At 39.0% G+C, this 17600-nt stretch carries 18 protein-coding genes; 14 read left to right on the top strand and 4 right to left on the bottom strand.

Features of this window, described 5'->3' with window-relative positions:
* Positions 1 to 5 precede the first annotated feature (5 nt).
* From AAA923_RS07685 to AAA923_RS07645, 9 genes are all read left to right on the top strand, one after another.
* Positions 6 to 1433 (top strand): oligosaccharide flippase family protein, encoded by a 1428-nt coding sequence (locus AAA923_RS07685; protein WP_338216084.1) that lies wholly within the window; start codon positions 6 to 8, stop codon positions 1431 to 1433.
* Positions 1417 to 2373, top strand: a complete 957-nt coding sequence (locus tag AAA923_RS07680; RefSeq protein WP_338216083.1) for an LCP family glycopolymer transferase — start codon at positions 1417 to 1419, stop codon at positions 2371 to 2373. The genes AAA923_RS07685 and AAA923_RS07680 overlap by 17 nt, the downstream gene beginning before the upstream one ends.
* A gap of 178 nt (positions 2374 to 2551) precedes the next feature.
* Positions 2552 to 3418 (top strand): diguanylate cyclase domain-containing protein, encoded by an 867-nt coding sequence (locus tag AAA923_RS07675; protein WP_338216082.1) that lies wholly within the window; start codon positions 2552 to 2554, stop codon positions 3416 to 3418.
* A gap of 11 nt (positions 3419 to 3429) precedes the next feature.
* Entirely contained in the window at positions 3430 to 3582 is a 153-nt protein-coding gene (locus tag AAA923_RS07670; protein ID WP_338216078.1) for a hypothetical protein, read from the top strand.
* On the top strand, positions 3575 to 4873 hold the full coding sequence (locus AAA923_RS07665) for a glycosyltransferase family 2 protein (protein WP_338216076.1): 1299 nt from the start codon (positions 3575 to 3577) through the stop codon (positions 4871 to 4873). The genes AAA923_RS07670 and AAA923_RS07665 overlap by 8 nt, the downstream gene beginning before the upstream one ends.
* A gap of 15 nt (positions 4874 to 4888) precedes the next feature.
* Positions 4889 to 6055, top strand: a complete 1167-nt coding sequence (locus tag AAA923_RS07660; protein ID WP_338216075.1) for a family 8 glycosyl hydrolase — start codon at positions 4889 to 4891, stop codon at positions 6053 to 6055.
* A 114-nt stretch (positions 6056 to 6169) separates the two neighbouring features.
* Positions 6170 to 7471, top strand: coding sequence for a Y-family DNA polymerase (locus AAA923_RS07655; protein ID WP_338216073.1), 1302 nt, complete (start codon positions 6170 to 6172; stop codon positions 7469 to 7471).
* Positions 7464 to 7784 (top strand): acetyl-CoA carboxylase, encoded by a 321-nt coding sequence (locus tag AAA923_RS07650; protein WP_338216070.1) that lies wholly within the window; start codon positions 7464 to 7466, stop codon positions 7782 to 7784. Before AAA923_RS07655 ends, AAA923_RS07650 begins: the two co-directional genes overlap by 8 nt.
* Positions 7777 to 8154 (top strand): hypothetical protein, encoded by a 378-nt coding sequence (locus AAA923_RS07645; protein WP_338216067.1) that lies wholly within the window; start codon positions 7777 to 7779, stop codon positions 8152 to 8154. Before AAA923_RS07650 ends, AAA923_RS07645 begins: the two co-directional genes overlap by 8 nt.
* A gap of 55 nt (positions 8155 to 8209) precedes the next feature.
* Here the strand turns inward: AAA923_RS07645 and AAA923_RS07640 are convergent, their stop codons facing one another.
* On the bottom strand, positions 8210 to 8569 hold the full coding sequence (locus tag AAA923_RS07640) for an ArsR/SmtB family transcription factor (protein WP_338216065.1): 360 nt from the start codon (positions 8567 to 8569) through the stop codon (positions 8210 to 8212).
* Positions 8570 to 8700: 131 nt separating this feature from the next.
* On the opposite strand from AAA923_RS07640, the gene AAA923_RS07635 reads away from it, so the two are divergent.
* Positions 8701 to 10620: a heavy metal translocating P-type ATPase gene (locus AAA923_RS07635; RefSeq protein WP_338216064.1), complete on the top strand. Its 1920-nt coding sequence runs from the start codon at positions 8701 to 8703 to the stop codon at positions 10618 to 10620.
* 47 nt (positions 10621 to 10667) lie between these two features.
* On the opposite strand, the gene AAA923_RS07630 is transcribed toward AAA923_RS07635, so the two are convergent.
* Positions 10668 to 12005 carry an NCS2 family permease gene (locus tag AAA923_RS07630; protein ID WP_338216062.1) on the bottom strand — a complete coding sequence of 446 codons (1338 nt, stop codon included), beginning with the start codon at positions 12003 to 12005 and terminating at the stop codon, positions 10668 to 10670.
* A gap of 520 nt (positions 12006 to 12525) precedes the next feature.
* Entirely contained in the window at positions 12526 to 13167 is a 642-nt protein-coding gene (locus AAA923_RS07625) for an SDR family oxidoreductase (RefSeq protein WP_338216059.1), read from the bottom strand.
* 664 nt (positions 13168 to 13831) lie between these two features.
* On the opposite strand from AAA923_RS07625, the gene AAA923_RS07620 reads away from it, so the two are divergent.
* Positions 13832 to 14593 (top strand): flavodoxin family protein, encoded by a 762-nt coding sequence (locus tag AAA923_RS07620; RefSeq protein WP_338216055.1) that lies wholly within the window; start codon positions 13832 to 13834, stop codon positions 14591 to 14593.
* A gap of 108 nt (positions 14594 to 14701) precedes the next feature.
* On the opposite strand, the gene tpx is transcribed toward AAA923_RS07620, so the two are convergent.
* Complete coding sequence (gene tpx, locus AAA923_RS07615; protein WP_338216053.1) at positions 14702 to 15199, bottom strand: thiol peroxidase; 498 nt, start codon at positions 15197 to 15199, stop codon at positions 14702 to 14704.
* 112 nt (positions 15200 to 15311) lie between these two features.
* Here tpx and AAA923_RS07610 point away from each other — a divergent pair, with 112 nt between their 5' ends.
* From AAA923_RS07610 to AAA923_RS07600, 3 genes are all read left to right on the top strand, one after another.
* Positions 15312 to 15824 (top strand): GNAT family N-acetyltransferase, encoded by a 513-nt coding sequence (locus AAA923_RS07610; RefSeq protein WP_338216051.1) that lies wholly within the window; start codon positions 15312 to 15314, stop codon positions 15822 to 15824.
* 114 nt (positions 15825 to 15938) lie between these two features.
* Positions 15939 to 16409 carry an LPXTG cell wall anchor domain-containing protein gene (locus AAA923_RS07605; protein WP_338216050.1) on the top strand — a complete coding sequence of 157 codons (471 nt, stop codon included), beginning with the start codon at positions 15939 to 15941 and terminating at the stop codon, positions 16407 to 16409.
* A gap of 125 nt (positions 16410 to 16534) precedes the next feature.
* Positions 16535 to 17401: a hypothetical protein gene (locus tag AAA923_RS07600; protein WP_338216048.1), complete on the top strand. Its 867-nt coding sequence runs from the start codon at positions 16535 to 16537 to the stop codon at positions 17399 to 17401.
* Positions 17402 to 17600: the final 199 nt, after the last annotated feature.

Raw genomic sequence — 17600 nt, 5'->3', positions numbered from 1 at the left:
ATTATATGCGTGTTGTTAAAAACTATCTTTACAATGCTTTTTATCAAGTGTTTATTCTGATAGTACCTTTAATAACGACTCCATATTTAGCTCGAGTTTTGGGTCCTAAAGGAATTGGAATCAACGCGTATACCAATTCCATCGTTCAATACTTCATCTTGTTTGGCAGTATCGGTGTCAGCTTGTATGGTAACCGCCAAATCGCTTTTGTTAGAGATAATCAGGCCAAATTGACCAAAACATTCTATGAAATTTTCTTCTTGAGATTAGGGATGATCTTGTTGGCTTGCTTGGCTTTTGGATTGTTTATTCTTTGGACTCCGGAGTATAAAGTGTTTTACCTAGCACAAGCTGTGTCATTATTGGCGGCAGCGTTTGATATTTCGTGGTTCTTCATGGGTGTGGAAAACTTTGCGGTGACAGTCCTCAGAAGCTTAGTTATCAGAATTCTGACATTGATAAGTATCTTTATGTTTGTCAAAACAGAACATGATTTGGCAATCTATATTCTGATTTTGTCGCTGTCATTGTTATTGGGAAATCTCCTGTTGTTCCCGAGTTTATCCAAATATTTAGGAAAAGTATCGCTCAAGACGTTGCGGTTAGGAAAACACTTCTGGCCGGCAGCAGTCCTGTTCATTCCCCAAATTGCGACCCAGATTTATCTTGTTTTGAATAAAACTATGTTGGGTGCGATGACTTCAATTCAGGCAGCTGGTTATTTTGACCAATCGGATAAGATGATCAAGGTAGTTTTAGCAATTGTTACAGCGACCGGGACAGTGATGTTGCCGCATGTTGCCCATGCCTTTGCCAAAGGTGAACATGAGAAAACACGTGAATGTCTATATCAAAGTTTTGCCTTTGTAACGGCGTTATCCGTACCGATGACGTTTGGATTAGCGGCGGTAACTGCCAAGTTCGTTCCACTATTCTTTACCCAACAGTTCATCAGCGTTGTGCCAATTATGATGATTGAGTCGGTAGTTATTCTATTGATTGCTTGGAGCAATGCTTTGGGATTGCAGTATTTATTGCCGACGAAGCAGAACAAGGCTTTTACCATCTCAGTAGTTGCTGGTGCCGTGGTCAACTTGATTGTCAATATTCCGCTAATTATGGTGTACGGAGCAGTCGGAGCAGCCATTGCCACAGTTATTTCAGAGGTGGCCGTTACAGGTTATCAGTTGTGGAGTGTGCGTAAACAAATCAGTTATCGCAAGCTTTTCACCGATATTCACAAGTATCTGTTGGCGGGAGTAGGGATGTTTGGATTAGTTTATTGCTTAGATATAATTTGGGCAGAAAATTGGTTTGCCTTAGTGGTAGAAATCCTGATAGGGATAGTATTTTACATAGTTTTATTAGTAGTTTTGAAAGTTGAATTATTGAATAAGTTGAGGGAAAAATTGAGACATGCAAAAGAAAGCTAAAAAACACGTTTTGGGATATACCTTGATTATTTTCATTCTGTTTCTAGTTTTTGGTGGAACAGCCTATGGTATGACTCGATATCGTGGTGTGAAGAAGGCGATTGACAGCACTTATCACGACTCAGGTGTGGTAAAGCAACGTAATGGTGCAGATCAGTTAAAAAATAAACGACCAATTTCAATTCTCCTAATGGGTACTGATACCGGTGCTTTGGGACGTAATGATCGTGGTCGGACAGATAGTATGATGGTTATAACGCTACAACCGAACAAACATAAGACAACAATTACAAGTATCCCTCGTGATACTGCCGTGAATATTCCCGGTTATGGTCGACCATCAAAAATTAACGCCGCCTATTCAATGGGGCAGACGAAAATGGCTATCACAGCTGTGCAGAGACTTTTGAATATTCCAATTGATTTCTATATTTTAATCAATATGGGCGGTATGGAAAAAGTTATTGATGAAGTAAATGGGGTACAGGTTACACCAACCCTAGATTTTGAATACGAAGGTTACAGTTTCAAGAAAGACCACAAGACGTTGATGGACGGGAAAAAAGCTTTAGCTTATACACGAATGCGACATGATGACCCTAACTTGGATTACGGTCGTCAATCACGTCAACGCGCTGTGCTAACAGCTTTAGTTTTGAAGAGTACATCAATGGCAACACTGTTGAATCAGGACTTTGTGGATTCATTATCGGACCAAACACAAACAGATATGACGTTTGAAGACTTCAAGAATATTACTCAGAAATACCATCTAGCTCGTAAGGAAATCAGCCAAACTCATTTGCAAGGCGAGAGTACTGAAATTGATGAGCAGTCGATGGAAGTTGTGGATCAATACGAATTGCAACGAGTAACTGATCAAATTCGCGACAACTTAGGACTTGATCCAGCTCCAACCGGAAATATTGAATACCGTTAAAAAAGAGATGTGATAATTTCACATCCCTTTTGTTTTATATAATTATTTTTTTACATGTAACCGTAATTGGAGAACATAAAAACATTTTTGAAAAGAATTACAAAAAATACGTACAATTATGTTAATTAATAAGTAGAATGATAAGGAAAGCTTATCATGAACATATTGGGGAAAGTAAATGAAAGAAAAAACTGTTGATAATCTAATTTTTATCGGTATGGTTTTAATCTTGGTCTATCAGTATACGTTGCTTTATTTGAGCGTAATTGATGGATCGTGGATAAATTTTCTAATAGTATCAGGAGTATTTATCCTGGGATTGGCACTTGGGCGAAGTACCTACATTATTTTGGGGAGTGTTTTGTCGTTTGTTAGTATGTGTGCTGGCGGATTTATGCTGGTATTGCCATATACTCGGGCACTGTACTTTTGGCCAGCTATTGCCTTATTGACGATTACACCGATGACGACTTATTGGATGTATCTGTTGTACCATCAGCTTTTGAAGCGTAAAGCTTTATCGCAAGAGTTGGAACAGCTGCAGCAAAATAAGCCTGATTTGGAGTTTGTAACTGGGGCTTTGAATGAACGTGCCTTGAATATTGCTGTGGCTCGAGAATTGAAGTTAGTTTTCTACCATGAAGACGATTATCGTTTTACTTTGACAATGGTTAAAGTTGATTTCTTGGAAAGTATTATTAATTTCTTGGGTAAACAACGATTCAACGAGTTGTTGCGGACAACGGCAGAACATTTAATGGGGATGTTATTTACAACGGACAGTCTTTATTATATTGGAACAGGTAGGTTTGTAATTCTCTCGCCAATGTTGGGGACAGATAACGCCCCAATCATGAAGAAAAAAATTAAGGACCACATTGATGACATTGCTGAAAAGTTTGGTTTAGCCCGTAATGCCTTGGTATTACGGATGGGACAAATTACGTACTCATCACAAGATAGGGTTAAGAACCGTAACGTTGAAGATACGCTGGCACAATTGGAGCGTAGCGCTGAGACCGATATTGTTAAAGAATACTTATAGGAAGTGATCAAATGGCATTAGGAAGTTTTGCATGGCTCTTTCCAGTTAGTTTGATCGTGACAATTGTGTTTGGCATCGTCGTTTTGGTATTGTCAATCTGTTGGTGGATAATCTTCAAGAAGACTATCCGCTGCTTCAATACGGAGGACAAACGTCATGATTGATTGGTTATATGTTATTGCAATTATTACGATTTGGCTGTCGATTGTTATGACCATCGTGACTCTTAGCGGCGGTGTTATCTTTATTTTTAAACACTTGCAACACACTGATATTGATAATTTGCCACCTTTGAAACGCTATCCGAAAGTAACACTTGTCGTACCTGCTCACAATGAGGAACTGGTTATTCAAGATACTGTTAAAGCTATTTTAAATTTGAACTATCCCAAAGATAGAGTTGAATTGTTGGTTTATGCCGATAATTGTAACGATGAAACGGCGAACCGAGTCCGAGAGTTAATGGCAATGTCGGTATATTTCAACAATAATTTTCGGGTGATTGAACGGACTGGTAGCGGTGGTAAAGCTGGAGTTTTAAATGATGCGCTGAAAGTCTCAACCGGTGAATATTTAGGCGTCTATGATGCTGATGCGGCGCCGGAAAAGAATGCGTTGTATTTCTTAATTCAAAAAGTTTTGGAAAATCCTGAGCGTTATGCGGCGGCCTTTGGTCGTAATAAGACCCGAAACTATCAACAGAACTTTTTGTCGCGTTGTATCAACTTGGAAATTGTTAATACGCAAAGAATTCAACATACCGGTTTATGGCAGTTATTCAAGATTGGTCGAATTCCTGGTACCAACTTTATTATTAACAAAAAAATTGTTCAGTCGATCGGTGGCTGGAATAATGGTGCTTTGACTGAGGATACTGCGATTTCCTTTAGTTTGATGCGTGAGGGTAAGTTGATTGCATTAGCTCACAGAGCAGAAGCTTTTCAACAGGAACCGGAAACGTTATTTGCTTACTATAATCAGCGGAAACGTTGGGCTCGTGGGAATTACGAAGTTATTTTGGATAATATGAAACATTTATTTGATAAAACACCTTGGCGGATTAAATTGGAAGTTGGGTACTATCTGTGTACCTTCTTTTGGTTCAATGCGGCTATCATAATTTCAAATGTGATTTTCTTGATCAATATTGGCTTGGGTGGCATTCGGACAATTTTTCCACAGATGCATCAATTAGTCTCACTTGGGGCACCATTGTCAGTATTATTCATGATTAATTGGTTGTTGATGTTCTTCTTGTATTTGTTGCAAATGAACATTGCTTTGGCCAGCGATTATGGTCAGGCAACGGTAACAAACTTTTTCTACACATTAATTTCGTACTTTACGTATGCGCAACTCTTTGTATTCGTCTCAATTGTGGCAATTTATGACATGTTGCGGGACAAACTTACTGGGAAAAAGCAGACTAAGTGGTATAAGACTCAGAGATTCTGATGGGAGACTGGCAAAATGAAACGTCATAAGTATCAATGGATGATTAGTGGTCTAATTCTTTTGGTCGCGTTTGCGATTGGTATAGCAGTTTATAATACTTATTCGCCTAGAAGCACTTCCAGCGTTAGTACCGCAGTCGTTAAAAGCCACTATAAGATTTGGAAGAAAGCCTATTTACGAGGCAATCAGCAGCAAAAATTTGTCAAAACTAATAATAAGGGTTCCAAAGACCAGACACTTTCTGAAGCTCAGGGTTATGGGATGTTAATTACAGTTATGGCGGCTCAACAAGGTTTTGGCAGTCAGAAAACATTTAACCAGTTGACTCGCTACTATGTACGTCATCAAATTAGTTCTGATAATCCATTGATGGCTTGGCGTCAAAATCATAAGGGAATTGTTATGACTAGCACGAAGGAAGAGAAAACTAGTGCTACTGATGGTGATTTAGATATTGCTTATGCTTTGATTTTGGCAGATGAGCGTTGGGGCAGTAAGGGTGAAGTTAAGTACAATCGTTTAGCTGATAAGTTATTGGCTGCAATTAAGAAAAAAGAAATCAATCCCACAACCAAATTGCCAAAAGTTGGCGACTGGGCAACTGGTCAAAAATCTGCAACTTTAGTCCGGACGTCAGATTTAATGACCGCGTATTTCCGTAAATTTGCCAGCTATACCAATGACGGTAGTTGGACGAAGGTGGCTCAAAATAGTCAGATAGTTTTGAAGAAATTAAGTGATCAACAGGCGACTGGCTTGATGGCTGATTTTGTAACAATCACCGGTACAAAGCTGAAGACTGGTAAGATTGGCACCAAAGAAGTGGCTTCAGAACATGACAATCAATATGGATTCAATGCCTGTCGTGTTCCTTGGCGTGTGGCATATGATTATCAGATATACCACAGTCAAAGTAGCAAGAGAATTGTTAAGAAGATGTGTAGATTTTTCGCTGATCAGAAAAAAATTACAGCTATTTATAAATTAAATGGCGAACCAGTTGAAAAATATACGAATGATGCTTTCACAACACCAGTAGCTTATGCGGGTCAAGTGGTTGCTAATCCAGAGTTAAAAGCACGTTATGCTCAAATATTGACGGGGAAGATGTCGACCAAGGACTACTATCCTGCAACAATTCAAATGGCAACACTCTTGGCAAGTAGCAGCATTGGAAAATAATTAATCAGGGGACACTGCATGTGTCCTTTTTTTAATACCCTAAAATTAGTTATTGACAAAATAGAACACATGTTCGTATAATGAACTTGCAAGCAAAACAGGAGGCATAAAGCGATGGATTACAGCAAAGAACCACATGGTGTTTTCTTCTTGATTGATAATAAATCGTTTTATGCCAGTGTTGAGGCGACTATGAGGGGTCTCAATCCTCTGAAAGAATTATTAGTTGTAATGAGTGAAGCTGACAACACCAATGGCGGCTTGGTACTTGCTACTTCACCGATGGCTAAGAAAATCTTTCATCTTCAAGCTAATGTTTCCCGTCAACGTAACCTACCACAAGATCCTCGGTTAATTGTTGTTCCACCGCGGATGAATCTCTATATCAAACGTAACTTACAGATAAATAATATCTTTCGAGAATTTGCGGCTGAATGTGATGTTTGGCCATACTCAATCGATGAGTCAATTCTGGATATGACGAAGTCTTGGCACTTATTCGGCAACAGTCCTAGAGAAGTAGCACGGCTAATTCAAAAGACCATTCGCAAACGTTTGGGCTTGTATACCACGGTGGGTATCGGTGACAACCCAGTTCAAGCAAAGATTGCCCTAGATATTTATGCCAAGCATGACCCTGAATTAATGGGTGAAATTCATTACGAAACAGTTCCTGAAAAAATTTGGACTATCAAAAATATGACAGATGTCTGGAGTATTGCTAGTCGAACTGAGAAACGACTCAATCGTTTAGGAATCCATACTATGAAAGAATTAGCTCTAGCCAATCCCTTTTATCTGAAGCAAGAATTAGGTTTAATTGGTGAACAAATTTTTGCGATTGCCTGGGGAATTGATCGAACACGCTTGTCAGACAATATTGCCCCGAAGAATCACAGTATTGGTAATTCACAAGTTTTGCCAAGAGACTATTTCCAAAAATCTGAGATTGAAACGGTCATCAAGGAGATGGGCCAACAGGTGGCTTCACGCTTGCGACATCATCACAAGCAGACGGGCTGTTTATATTTGAGCGTGACATATGCCTATGCAGCACGTGTTGAGGGTGAACGTGGCGGTTTCAGCGTTGCCAGTAATTTAAATCATACCGATAATGATCGTGATATAGCAGAAGTTTTGATTGCTTTATTTGAGAACTATTGGCAAGGACAACCAGTCCGTAATTTGGCAGTGTATACGTCTAAACTGGTCAATAAAGAAGCCCAACAACTGAATTTCTTCACGCCTGTTAAGCAGCAATGCCAAGCAGAAGACAAAATGTCTATCGTCGATGAGATTCGAGCTAGGTATGGCTTTGAGTCGATAGTATATGCGAATAGTTTATTGAAAGGGGGCACTGCAATCCATCGGGCTACCTTAGTTGGCGGTCACAACGGTGGCAATGCCTATGAATAGAGATTTAAGAATCATTTTGGAACGTATAAAACAAAACTTTACGCGAAAAAGAGATACCGAGTATTATTTGCAGGTGGTTAACGACTACTATGATCAGACTTTTAACTTCTTTATCAACATTCGACCACATGGCAAAAGACTTCACTCGATTCCTTTACACACAGTTGAGAATTATCGGTTGTCATATTTGGAAAAAATAATTGATAAAATTATGGAACAATATAAGTTTTCAATCACGTATGATGGATTTGTAGGGCAGAAATGGCCCGAGAAACAAGAACTAATACAGAAAAGACGGCACAAAGATGAATAGTAAGTACGAATACGATTCTGAAACTGTCCAATCGTTTTTTGATAATTATTATCACGATCGCGGCAAAATGAAGTGGCAAGGGTTTTATTTATCAGACCACACAGCGGCTTTGAATCGACAAATGAAACAAATACAGCATCATAATAAATTACGACAAGAACAATCGGATACAGAAATAACCAAGTTTTTGATGCAATCATTTACATACAATCAAATAGTTAAAGTACAACTCAACGTTTGTGACACAGATAATCAAGTCGAAGCAGATTTAACCGGAGAAATTAGCGGTTATAATGACGATTTGTTTTATTTGGACAATGGCAAAACATTCCATTTGGGGGATGTTCGCAATGTGGAAGTTGTTGCTTAGGGTAGGGGAACCTACCTTTTTTTGCGCAAAAAAAAACTACCAATCTCTTGGCAGTCTAAAAGTCATTCTCGTCTTCAATAATATGTTCTTGCGTCTGCTTAAAAATAGTGATGATGTGCTGATCACTCAAACGATAGTGAATGTTACGTCCTCGTCTCGCGTTAGAAACAAGATTGAGTTGTTTTAAAATACTCAATTGGTGGGAGATTGAAGATTGGCTCATATCAAGAGTGTCTGCAATTTCACCAACGCTTAATGGTGTTTTTGCTAAGGCAAGAATTATTTTTACCCGTGTCATATCGCCGAAGGCTTTAAAAATACTGACCATGGCATCTAGGTCATCGTCATTGGGAAGATTTTCTTTTAAATTATGCAAAGCTGCTTGATGTTCTGCTTCAAAATTTTGTTCTGGCATAAATTGTCCTCTTGTCAAATAAGGTTAGATTAGGTTGAAATTCTTTACGACCTATTATATTATAATTTATATATGAATGATTGCTCATATATTCAGATGAACATGTAAACCCTTTCAAGGAGGACAGCTCGATGAAATTATACGATGTCCAAACTGATTATAAAGTTAAAAAAATACGCAAACGTATTAAAAATGAATTAAGCAAAGAAACTAAGTTAACCATTATTCGTTTGTTAATTTCTTTCATTCTACTACTAGTTGGCTCCAGTAGGCTGTTGCCAGCATCATTTAATGCGGGATTTTTTATTTTGGCATATCTAGTAATTGGCGCCAGAATCGTCTACACAGCTGTTAAAAATATTTTTCATGGTGAAATTTTTGATGAGAATTTTTTAATGAGTATCGCTACGGTTGGGGCAATTATTCTGGGTGAGTATCCGGAAGCAATTGCGGTAATGTTGTTTTATGAGTTGGGAAACGTCTTTGAAGATGTTGCCGTTAACCGTTCGAAAAAATCAATTTCGGCATTATTAGAGGTTAAACCAGTTTTTGCCACATTAAAGTTGGATGGCAAAACTAAAGTAGTCAATCCCAATGAAGTACAAATTGGACAAATTATTCTCGTTAGACCAGGTGAGAAGATTCCACTTGATGGGACAGTTGTCTTAGGCCAATCATCAGTTGATACGTCAGCTTTGACCGGCGAATCAATGCCACAAAATATTAAAGTGGGCGACCAAGCATTGAGTGGTTCAATCAACCAAAATGGAACGCTTCAAATCAAAGTAAGCAAAGTTTACAGTGATTCGACAGTTGCTAAGATTTTGGATCTTGTTCAAAATGCTAGCAGTAAGAAAACTGATACAGAAAAATTTATTACTAAATTTGCCAAGATTTACACGCCAATTGTGGTCGGTTTAGCAGCAACGTTGGCAATTTTACCACCTCTTGTCATGCATGGTGCTTGGGATGTTTGGGTTTACCGTTCACTGATTTTCCTAGTGATTTCATGTCCATGTGCATTGGTTATCTCGGTGCCATTGAGTTTCTTCGGTGGAATTGGGGCGGCATCGAAGCAAGGTATTTTGGTCAAAGGTAGTAATTATTTAGAAGCTTTGAATAATGTTGATACGGTGGCTTTTGACAAAACTGGGACTTTGACTAAAGGTAAATTCTCGGTCATTCAAGTTACACCGGTAGCCGATGTTACCAAAGATGAGTTATTACAGATGGCAGCTAGTGTCGAAAAGAATTCAACTCATCCGATTGCTGCATCAATTTTGAATGCTTATACAGGTAAAATTTTAGCGATTGAATCATCCAATGAACAAGCTGGTCACGGGTTGAGCGCGGAAGTTGATGGTCAGACTGTGGTCGTGGGTAATGCCAAGGCTATGAAAGCCAATAACGTTGAATTCAATGAGGCCCAAGCTGTTGGAACGATTGTTTATGTTGCTGTGGCTGGTAAATTCTGGGGCGATATCGTGATTGCGGACGAACCTAAGAAAGACGCTGCCGAGGCTATTCGATTGTTGAATAATCGTGGCATTAAAAAGACAGTTATGTTGACGGGTGACAATGAAAAAGTTGGGACAGCAATTGCGGACAGGTTGAAGATGAGTGCCGTATATACGAATTTATTGCCTGAAAATAAAGTTGAAATCGTCAATGACCTTTTGAAGACTTCGCATAAAAATAATAAGAGTGTAGCTTTCGTAGGTGATGGTATCAACGATACGCCCGTTTTAGCTACAGCTGATGTCGGATTTGCCATGGGTGGCCTAGGATCAGATGCCGCAGTTGAAGCAGCCGACATTGTTATTATGGGTGATGAACCTTCCAAAGTTGCCCGTGCAATGAAGATTGCCAAAAGAACTCGCCAAATTGTTACGCAAAATATTTCCTTCGCTTTGACGATTAAGATTTTATTCTTACTCTTGGGAGCCTTGGGAATGGTCAATATGTGGCAGGCAGTGTTTGCGGACGTTGGTGTGACAATCATTGCCGTGTTAAATGCGATTAGATTGCAATTTATTAATTTTGAAGAATAACAAAAACGCTGAAGTCCAATTAAGGATTTCAGCGTTTTTAGTTGCCATTATTTAGCTGGCAAAATATTGATTGTATATAGCAAGATAATAAAGACAAAGAAGAGAATATACATAATTGGCGTAATTTCTTTTCTACGACCTGCGGCCCACATTGTTAGAGGGTAGAAGAGAATCCCGAATGCGAATCCATAAGAAATGTTATAAGTTAGCGGCATACCAACGATTGTTAAGAATGCTGGCATAGCAATTTCAAATTTACTCCAATTAATTTCTTTCATCGCTTGAGCCATTAAGATTCCGACGATGATCAAGACTGGTGCGGTAACGTTGGAAGTAACGACGCTCAAAAGTGGTGAGAAGAACATTGCTAAAGCAAACATGATACTGACGACCAATGATGTTAAACCTGTTCGACCACCAATTGCGATACCTGCGGATGATTCCACGTAAGCTGATGTAGGTGTTGTTCCCATGACCGCACCACCGACCATGGAAATTGAATCTGCCATCAATGCGCGACCGATACGAGGCATTTTGTTGTCTTTCATAAATCCAGCTTGTTCAGCCAAGCCAATCAAGGTTCCGGCAGTATCGAAGAATGCTACTAGTAAAAAGACTAGCACGACAGCCCAAAGTTGTGGATTAGCGAGATCAGGCAGGTGGGCAACTCCGACTCCAAAGGTTGGTTTCATGCTGGGAATCGTGGAAATAATTTGTTTTGGCAAAGGAATTAATTTGGTGAATAGTCCCAAGATGGTTGTTAATACCATACCGATGAAAATTGAGCCAGGGACTTTTTTAGCCATCAAGAGGCCAGTAACGATTAATCCGAAAATTGTTAGCCAAGTTGTGGGAACGGTCAATGAACCCATTTCGACTAAAGTTGATTTGCTGGCGACAACTAAGCCACCGCCTTGTAAACCAACGAATGCAATAAATAGCCCGATACCAGCGGCCATCGCAAGTTTTAAATCGTGAGGGATTGAATCAATAACTAATTCACGTAATTTCAAGACGGAGATTAACAGGAATAAAATACTGGAAGCAAAAACTCCAGCCATCGCAGTTTGCCAAGGAATTCCCATGGCTAAAACAACTGAGTAGGTGAAGAACGCGTTGTCACCAAGTCCTGGCGCAATCGCAATGGGATAGTTGGCTAGAAATGCCATCAAGACGGATCCTAGAATTGCCGAAAGGGCAGTTGCCGTGAAAACAGCACCTTTGTCCATACCAGCAGCCCCTAATACCTGCGGGTTGACGAAGAGGATGTAAGCCATGGATACGAAAGTTGTTAGACCAGCTAAGACTTCACGTCGAATTGTTGTATTGGCTTCTTTGAGATGAAATACTTTTTCAATAAAGCTGAGATTTGCATCAGATTGCACGATAATAACCCCCTAGTTTTATCTAAAGACTGCCGCCGGAGGGTGAACGTGATTTTTGTACGCTATGGGACCGGCTCGAGCCACAGTGCGGTCTCGACCCTCGATTTTGAGCCTTGCAAAACCAGCAAGTCTCAAAACTCGTCCTGTGGAGTAAGGGATAAATCCCTAACTCCACCTTCACAGCGTACAAAATCACGTTCACCCTCCGGATAGTATTTTTCGATAACTGAGTTATTTCTGTGATGATTGCTTGAATATAATTATTAACGTTTATTTATATAACTCAGTTAATCGTTCAGCCTTTGATTGATTACTTCATTAGTATTACAGATTTTATGCCAAATTACAAATAAAATACGAATAATTATATAAAATGTATACAATATAATTCGGAAACGAGTGACGGAAATGGAAGAATGAATCAAAATATCAATTCAATACCTAAAATTCCGAAGAAAAAGAGGTCCTTCACGGTCTAATGCTGTGAAGGGCCTCTTTTCAAGGTTCAATTAATTCTGTTTTATCTGAAAATATCTTCTTCCACTGTTTCGCCACTAGCAAAGGTATATTCTTTTCCAATTGTTGTAGGATTTTGAATAATCAATGCCAAGGCACGTGCAACGTCAACTCGAGGGATATTGCCGATTTCGTTATTTCCAAGCAATTTAATTTTGCCTGTACCATCTTCATCCGTCAAACCACCTGGGTGAATGATAGTGTAATCGAGGTTAGTGCCACGCAAATGATCGTCAGCGTAATGCTTGGCAATCATGTATGGCTTGATACCTGAAGCGTCCCACTTGCTACGGTTATCGCTAAAGACTGAACTAACCATAATGTAACGTTTGATACCAATAGCTTCGGCAACCATCATTGTTTTAATGGCACCGTCGAGATCAATTTGCAAAGTCAAATCTGAACCGGCACCACCAGCACCAGCTGAAAAGACAATTACATCCGCTCCTGAAGCTTCAATTGAATCTTTGATACTGTCGAGGGATGCTGTTAAATCAATAAATTGAGTTTCAATGTTGTTATCGTTGTAGGCCTTGATCTGTTCTTGACTGCGCAATCCAGCAACAAAATCGATGTTTCTTGATTGTAACTCTCCGATTAGTAGGTGACCAACTTTACCGTGGGCACCAATAATAAGAACTTTCATAGATACGAAACCTCCTTAGTTAACCATACTGTAGCAACAATTTTTTAATAAAGCTAGTGTTTTGAATCTTATATTTTTCTATATTAAACTTTAATTATATTGTGTATTTTGAAATATGCTGCTTCCGGTTGCCAGTGATTGGGGTTCGCTGTGAGGACCGGTGCGAGCCAAGGTCTCGCGCCTCGTTTTTGAGCCGGAAACCACGTCTCAAAAGTCGTCCGTGGTGTAACGGCTAAAGCCGTGACGCCACCTTCACTGCTGAACCCCAATCACTGGCAACCTCCAGCTCTTATATCTTATAGTTTGGATATATCTGAGGATTTGATTTTTAGTCGTATAAATCAATGTTTAATAGTTAATCTAGATGTATCCTAGAAGTGTAAACAGATTTTTAATGAAATAATAGATTTAGTATCATCGTAATCAAGTTTATTGATACATTGATTTAATAAATAATCCAGTCGGAAGAGCGAGAACATTCACCGGCTGTGAAAGTAGTGTTATGGCGTGAGCCATAATACAACCGGACGAGTTTGGAGACTTGCGGTTTTTGCAAGGCTTCAAATCGAGGTTCGAGACCGCACTGTGGCTCGGACCGGTCCGCATAGCAGGTGAATGTTCTCAGCTCTGGAGACGGCATATTTAGATAGGGGTGGATTACAATATGAAAATTTTAGGGATACTTGGTTCGCACCAGGAACACGGGCTTAACGCTCAAATGCTGGATGAAGTTTTGAAAAATGTTGATGCTGGTGTTGAGACTGAAACAATCTATTTGGAAAATTACGGTATTACGCCACACAAATATCACGAGAAGAACTTGGTTCTGGATGAATTGGCTGAAAAGATGGCTGAGAGTGATGTTTGGATTTTGGCTGCACCGACTTATTTTCGGGAATTATCTGGAGTTATGAAGAACTTTTTTGATTGCATACGTCCGAAGTTAGTTTACTTTAAGGAAAATGGCGATACGATTCCGGGGCAGTTTAAAAATAAGCATTATCTCAGCATCACTTCTTGTTATGTTTCGACGATGGAAAACTTTCTAACCGGTGTCACAGATGAGTCTTTGAAGACGATTGATCGGGTCATGTCAGCTGCCGGTGTGATAAAAGTTGGAGAAATTGTGCTACCGAATACTTTTGGCATGAAAACTATCCCTAATAATAAGAAGAAACTGTGTCAAAAATATGCTAAAAAGATCTCAGTTCGGAAGAGAAAGGATGATTCAACTGTGAAAAGATATATTCAATTATTCTTGATGATTGCTGTGATGGCATTGATTACGATGGGGATTCAGATTCCTCTGAAAACTTGGATTGCGGGTAACTTTTGGCTGAACTATGGCAGCTTTACGATAATTTTCTTCGTATTATTAGCATGTATTTTGCATTTCATGACCTTTGTAAAGCATCGTAGAAGGTAATTTGAGAATTTCAATATCTAAGTGGCTACGATTAATCAATAGTAATATGATAATTAAGACAAAATAAAAAAGACAAGAAAAATTTCTTGTCTTTTTACTTACGGCCACCTATTTGATTAATTCGTTCAATTGACCAAGTACACGGTCATAGCTTGGTTCATCTGATTGAACTGGGACGATTTCGGAATAAATGATTTCGCCATTTTTATCGACTACCCAAACTGAACGAGCCAAGATATTGCGGTCTCTGATCCAAATTTTAGACTTCTTACCAAAGTCATGATCCATGTCAGATAGCATTTGCATATTTTCGACACCTTCAGCTGCACACCAGTTAGCTTGTTCTTCTGGTGTATTAGTTGAGATAGTTACGAAATTGATTTCAGCATGACCAGCAACTTCTTCATTGAAGTGCTTGGTTTGAATGCTGCAGACACGAGTGTTGATGTCAGGCACGACACTGATCAAAACTGGCTTGTCGAGTAGACTGCTCAATTTGACTGTGTTGTTATCCTTATCAAGCACGGTAAAGTCGGGGAATGTTTCACCAACAGTCAATGGGTCGCCATAGGTTGTAATTGTGTCACCTTTAAAATCTAAATCCATACAAAATCACCCTTTCATAGTTGAACTAAATGCATTATGCATATATTATAAAGTACCGCAAAATAAAACCCCAGAAATTAGATTGGAAAATAAGTTAATTTGAGGAAATGTCATGAAGTTAATTGGAAAAAACATTGTAATTCGTAATTTTGAAATGTCAGATTTAGAACAATTTTTGGAATTGGTACAGGACAAGAATAACCATAAATTGGCTGGACTGGAATATACCGAGGATGTAGACTTTGGTCGTGATCTCCTTGATATGTACCGCAGAAGAGATGGATCCTACGCCATTGCTTTGTCCGGTAACAACAAGATGATAGGAATAATTGAGTTGAATAAACGCGGTGAGTCAACGGAACTGTTGCCTACACGTGAGATGGGGTTTGTAGTAGATAGGAAGTTTCGTCACCAGGGATATGCCAAAGAAGCCGTTGAGATGATGATTAACTATGGGTTTACGGACTTACAGTTAACTGAAATCTGGGCTTCAACGGAGAAAGAAAACCCCATACCACAAAATTTGCTGGAAAATCTTGATTTCAAGTATATGTATGAAGCTTATCAAGCGCTTCCATACACGGGACAACACAATTTGGTCAAATACTACTTGCTCAAGAAGTGATTCACTTCTCGTAAAAAATTCTTAATTATTTCGGATTAGTTAGGGGGTAGACAGATGGTATTATACAAAGCGTAAGGAGAAAACAGACAAGACTTTTGATGAGAGGTTTTTTATATGAAGAGAAAAATGAGAACTAGAAAAAGTCTCACAGTCAAAAAGCGAGTAGTCGGTTTCTTCGCAATTGCCGTTATATTGTTGGGTGTGATTGGAGGATTTAGCTTTACACATGTAATTGCTGAATCTAACAGTTCGACTGGAGGTGGCGCTGATCGTTCAGCACCGGTTGCAGTTGTCGCCTCTAAGGCTTCTGATAATTCAGGCCTTGATGGTGGCGGTGGATCTAACGGTTCGGTATTACTTAATAGTGATAATACCGGAACGAGCACAGGGAGTAACGAGTCAAAGTTAGCTGAGACGGGTTACACCCCTTCAGTTAGTATCAATAACATGTCGACTTACCCACAAACAGGTGATGCGCATGACACCGGATTAATCATAACTGGTTTTACGATTCTGATTGGTCTATTCGCTTTTTATGGTTACAAGCTCCGGAAAAGCTTGAAGTTCTTACAAGTTTCAAAATGATTCAATTCTGATAAATAACTTTTACAAATAATGAAATGTACAGCTTGTAAAATTTGTTATTATCTAATTGTAATCAAGAAAGACAAAAACAAAAAAATAATTTTCTATATCAGGGAGGATATATCATGAAATTATCAAGAAATGTTCTAGTAGGATCACTAGCAGTATCAGGAATGGTTTTAGGAGCAATTGCCCCAGCAATGACAGCACAAGCTGCTACAACAACAGGTAGCATCGGTACAGACGGTTCAGTTTCACATGTTGATGAGACACAAATCGGTCAATTATCAAAGCCAGACAATGGTCAATTAGCAATTGCTTATGAAAGTGCTAACGGTGCTGGAGATGGTGTTGCAACAGCTACATCAAACGCAGCTGTTAAAGTTGTAAATGGTGTCTTAGTACTTAATGAAGTTCCTGACTTTAACTTTGGATCAGCAGTAGCAGGTCAAACAAAAGACTTAGTAGATAACACAAGAGATTCAAATGCTCAAGGTCAAGATGGTAATGCTTCAGGTAACCTATCAGTTCTTGAATCACGTCAAATTTCTGCAGATGGATCTACTAATGGTGCTACAGGATTTGATTTGACTGCACAATTAGGTGCATTCGTAGATGCTTCAACAGGTAAAGCACAAACAATTTCAACCAAAGGTAACTTTGTATTGAACCTATTACCTCAAAGTGTTACTGATGGTCAAAATGTTATTACTGGTCTAAAGACATCATCAGCTGCATTGGATGCAAGTGATACATCAGCAACCGCAGCTAAATCAGTTATGAGCGTTTCTTCAGAAGCTAACAAAGATTCATATAAAGATGGTGAATATTCAGCATCATTCAAGGCTGCTGATAGTACTACTGGTGCTAAAGCCGGCGCAACATTGGAAATTCCTAATGATATCAAAGCATCCGCTAAGGGAGAAGTTTTATCATTGAACGCTCCTATTACATGGACATTAACAGCAAAATCAGCTGCAACAGGTGCTTAATTTATAGTTGCAATGAATAAGTTTGAATAGCTTCTAAAAACCACTACTCGTGTAGTGGTTTTTATTTTATAACTAAAGGTTGAAAGTTGAATATTATACAATAACCCCGGCATGCCGGGGTTTTATTGTACAAAAATAGACATGAGCTTACTCATATCCTTATAATTAAGTCGCTGAAACCAATATATAAGGGAGTATT

The organism is Companilactobacillus muriivasis (genome assembly GCF_036246245.1).
GTDB lineage: Bacteria > Bacillota > Bacilli > Lactobacillales > Lactobacillaceae > Companilactobacillus > Companilactobacillus muriivasis.
This window is presented reverse-complemented; position numbering and strand designations above follow the sequence as displayed.

Excerpts from the sequence above, each read along its gene's own strand:
- AAA923_RS07685 (WP_338216084.1), top strand. The coding sequence starts at position 6 with ATGCGTGTTGTTAAAAACTATCTTTACAATGCTTTTTATCAAGTGTTT.
- AAA923_RS07680 (WP_338216083.1), top strand. The coding sequence starts at position 1,417 with ATGCAAAAGAAAGCTAAAAAACACGTTTTGGGATATACCTTGATTATT.
- AAA923_RS07675 (WP_338216082.1), top strand. The coding sequence starts at position 2,552 with ATGAAAGAAAAAACTGTTGATAATCTAATTTTTATCGGTATGGTTTTA.
- AAA923_RS07670 (WP_338216078.1), top strand. The coding sequence starts at position 3,430 with ATGGCATTAGGAAGTTTTGCATGGCTCTTTCCAGTTAGTTTGATCGTG.
- AAA923_RS07665 (WP_338216076.1), top strand. The coding sequence starts at position 3,575 with ATGATTGATTGGTTATATGTTATTGCAATTATTACGATTTGGCTGTCG.
- AAA923_RS07660 (WP_338216075.1), top strand. The coding sequence starts at position 4,889 with ATGAAACGTCATAAGTATCAATGGATGATTAGTGGTCTAATTCTTTTG.
- AAA923_RS07655 (WP_338216073.1), top strand. The coding sequence starts at position 6,170 with ATGGATTACAGCAAAGAACCACATGGTGTTTTCTTCTTGATTGATAAT.
- AAA923_RS07650 (WP_338216070.1), top strand. The coding sequence starts at position 7,464 with ATGAATAGAGATTTAAGAATCATTTTGGAACGTATAAAACAAAACTTT.
- AAA923_RS07645 (WP_338216067.1), top strand. The coding sequence starts at position 7,777 with ATGAATAGTAAGTACGAATACGATTCTGAAACTGTCCAATCGTTTTTT.
- AAA923_RS07640 (WP_338216065.1), bottom strand. The coding sequence starts at position 8,569 with ATGCCAGAACAAAATTTTGAAGCAGAACATCAAGCAGCTTTGCATAAT.
- AAA923_RS07635 (WP_338216064.1), top strand. The coding sequence starts at position 8,701 with ATGAAATTATACGATGTCCAAACTGATTATAAAGTTAAAAAAATACGC.
- AAA923_RS07625 (WP_338216059.1), bottom strand. The coding sequence starts at position 13,167 with ATGAAAGTTCTTATTATTGGTGCCCACGGTAAAGTTGGTCACCTACTA.
- AAA923_RS07620 (WP_338216055.1), top strand. The coding sequence starts at position 13,832 with ATGAAAATTTTAGGGATACTTGGTTCGCACCAGGAACACGGGCTTAAC.
- tpx (WP_338216053.1), bottom strand. The coding sequence starts at position 15,199 with ATGGATTTAGATTTTAAAGGTGACACAATTACAACCTATGGCGACCCA.
- AAA923_RS07610 (WP_338216051.1), top strand. The coding sequence starts at position 15,312 with ATGAAGTTAATTGGAAAAAACATTGTAATTCGTAATTTTGAAATGTCA.
- AAA923_RS07605 (WP_338216050.1), top strand. The coding sequence starts at position 15,939 with ATGAAGAGAAAAATGAGAACTAGAAAAAGTCTCACAGTCAAAAAGCGA.
- AAA923_RS07600 (WP_338216048.1), top strand. The coding sequence starts at position 16,535 with ATGAAATTATCAAGAAATGTTCTAGTAGGATCACTAGCAGTATCAGGA.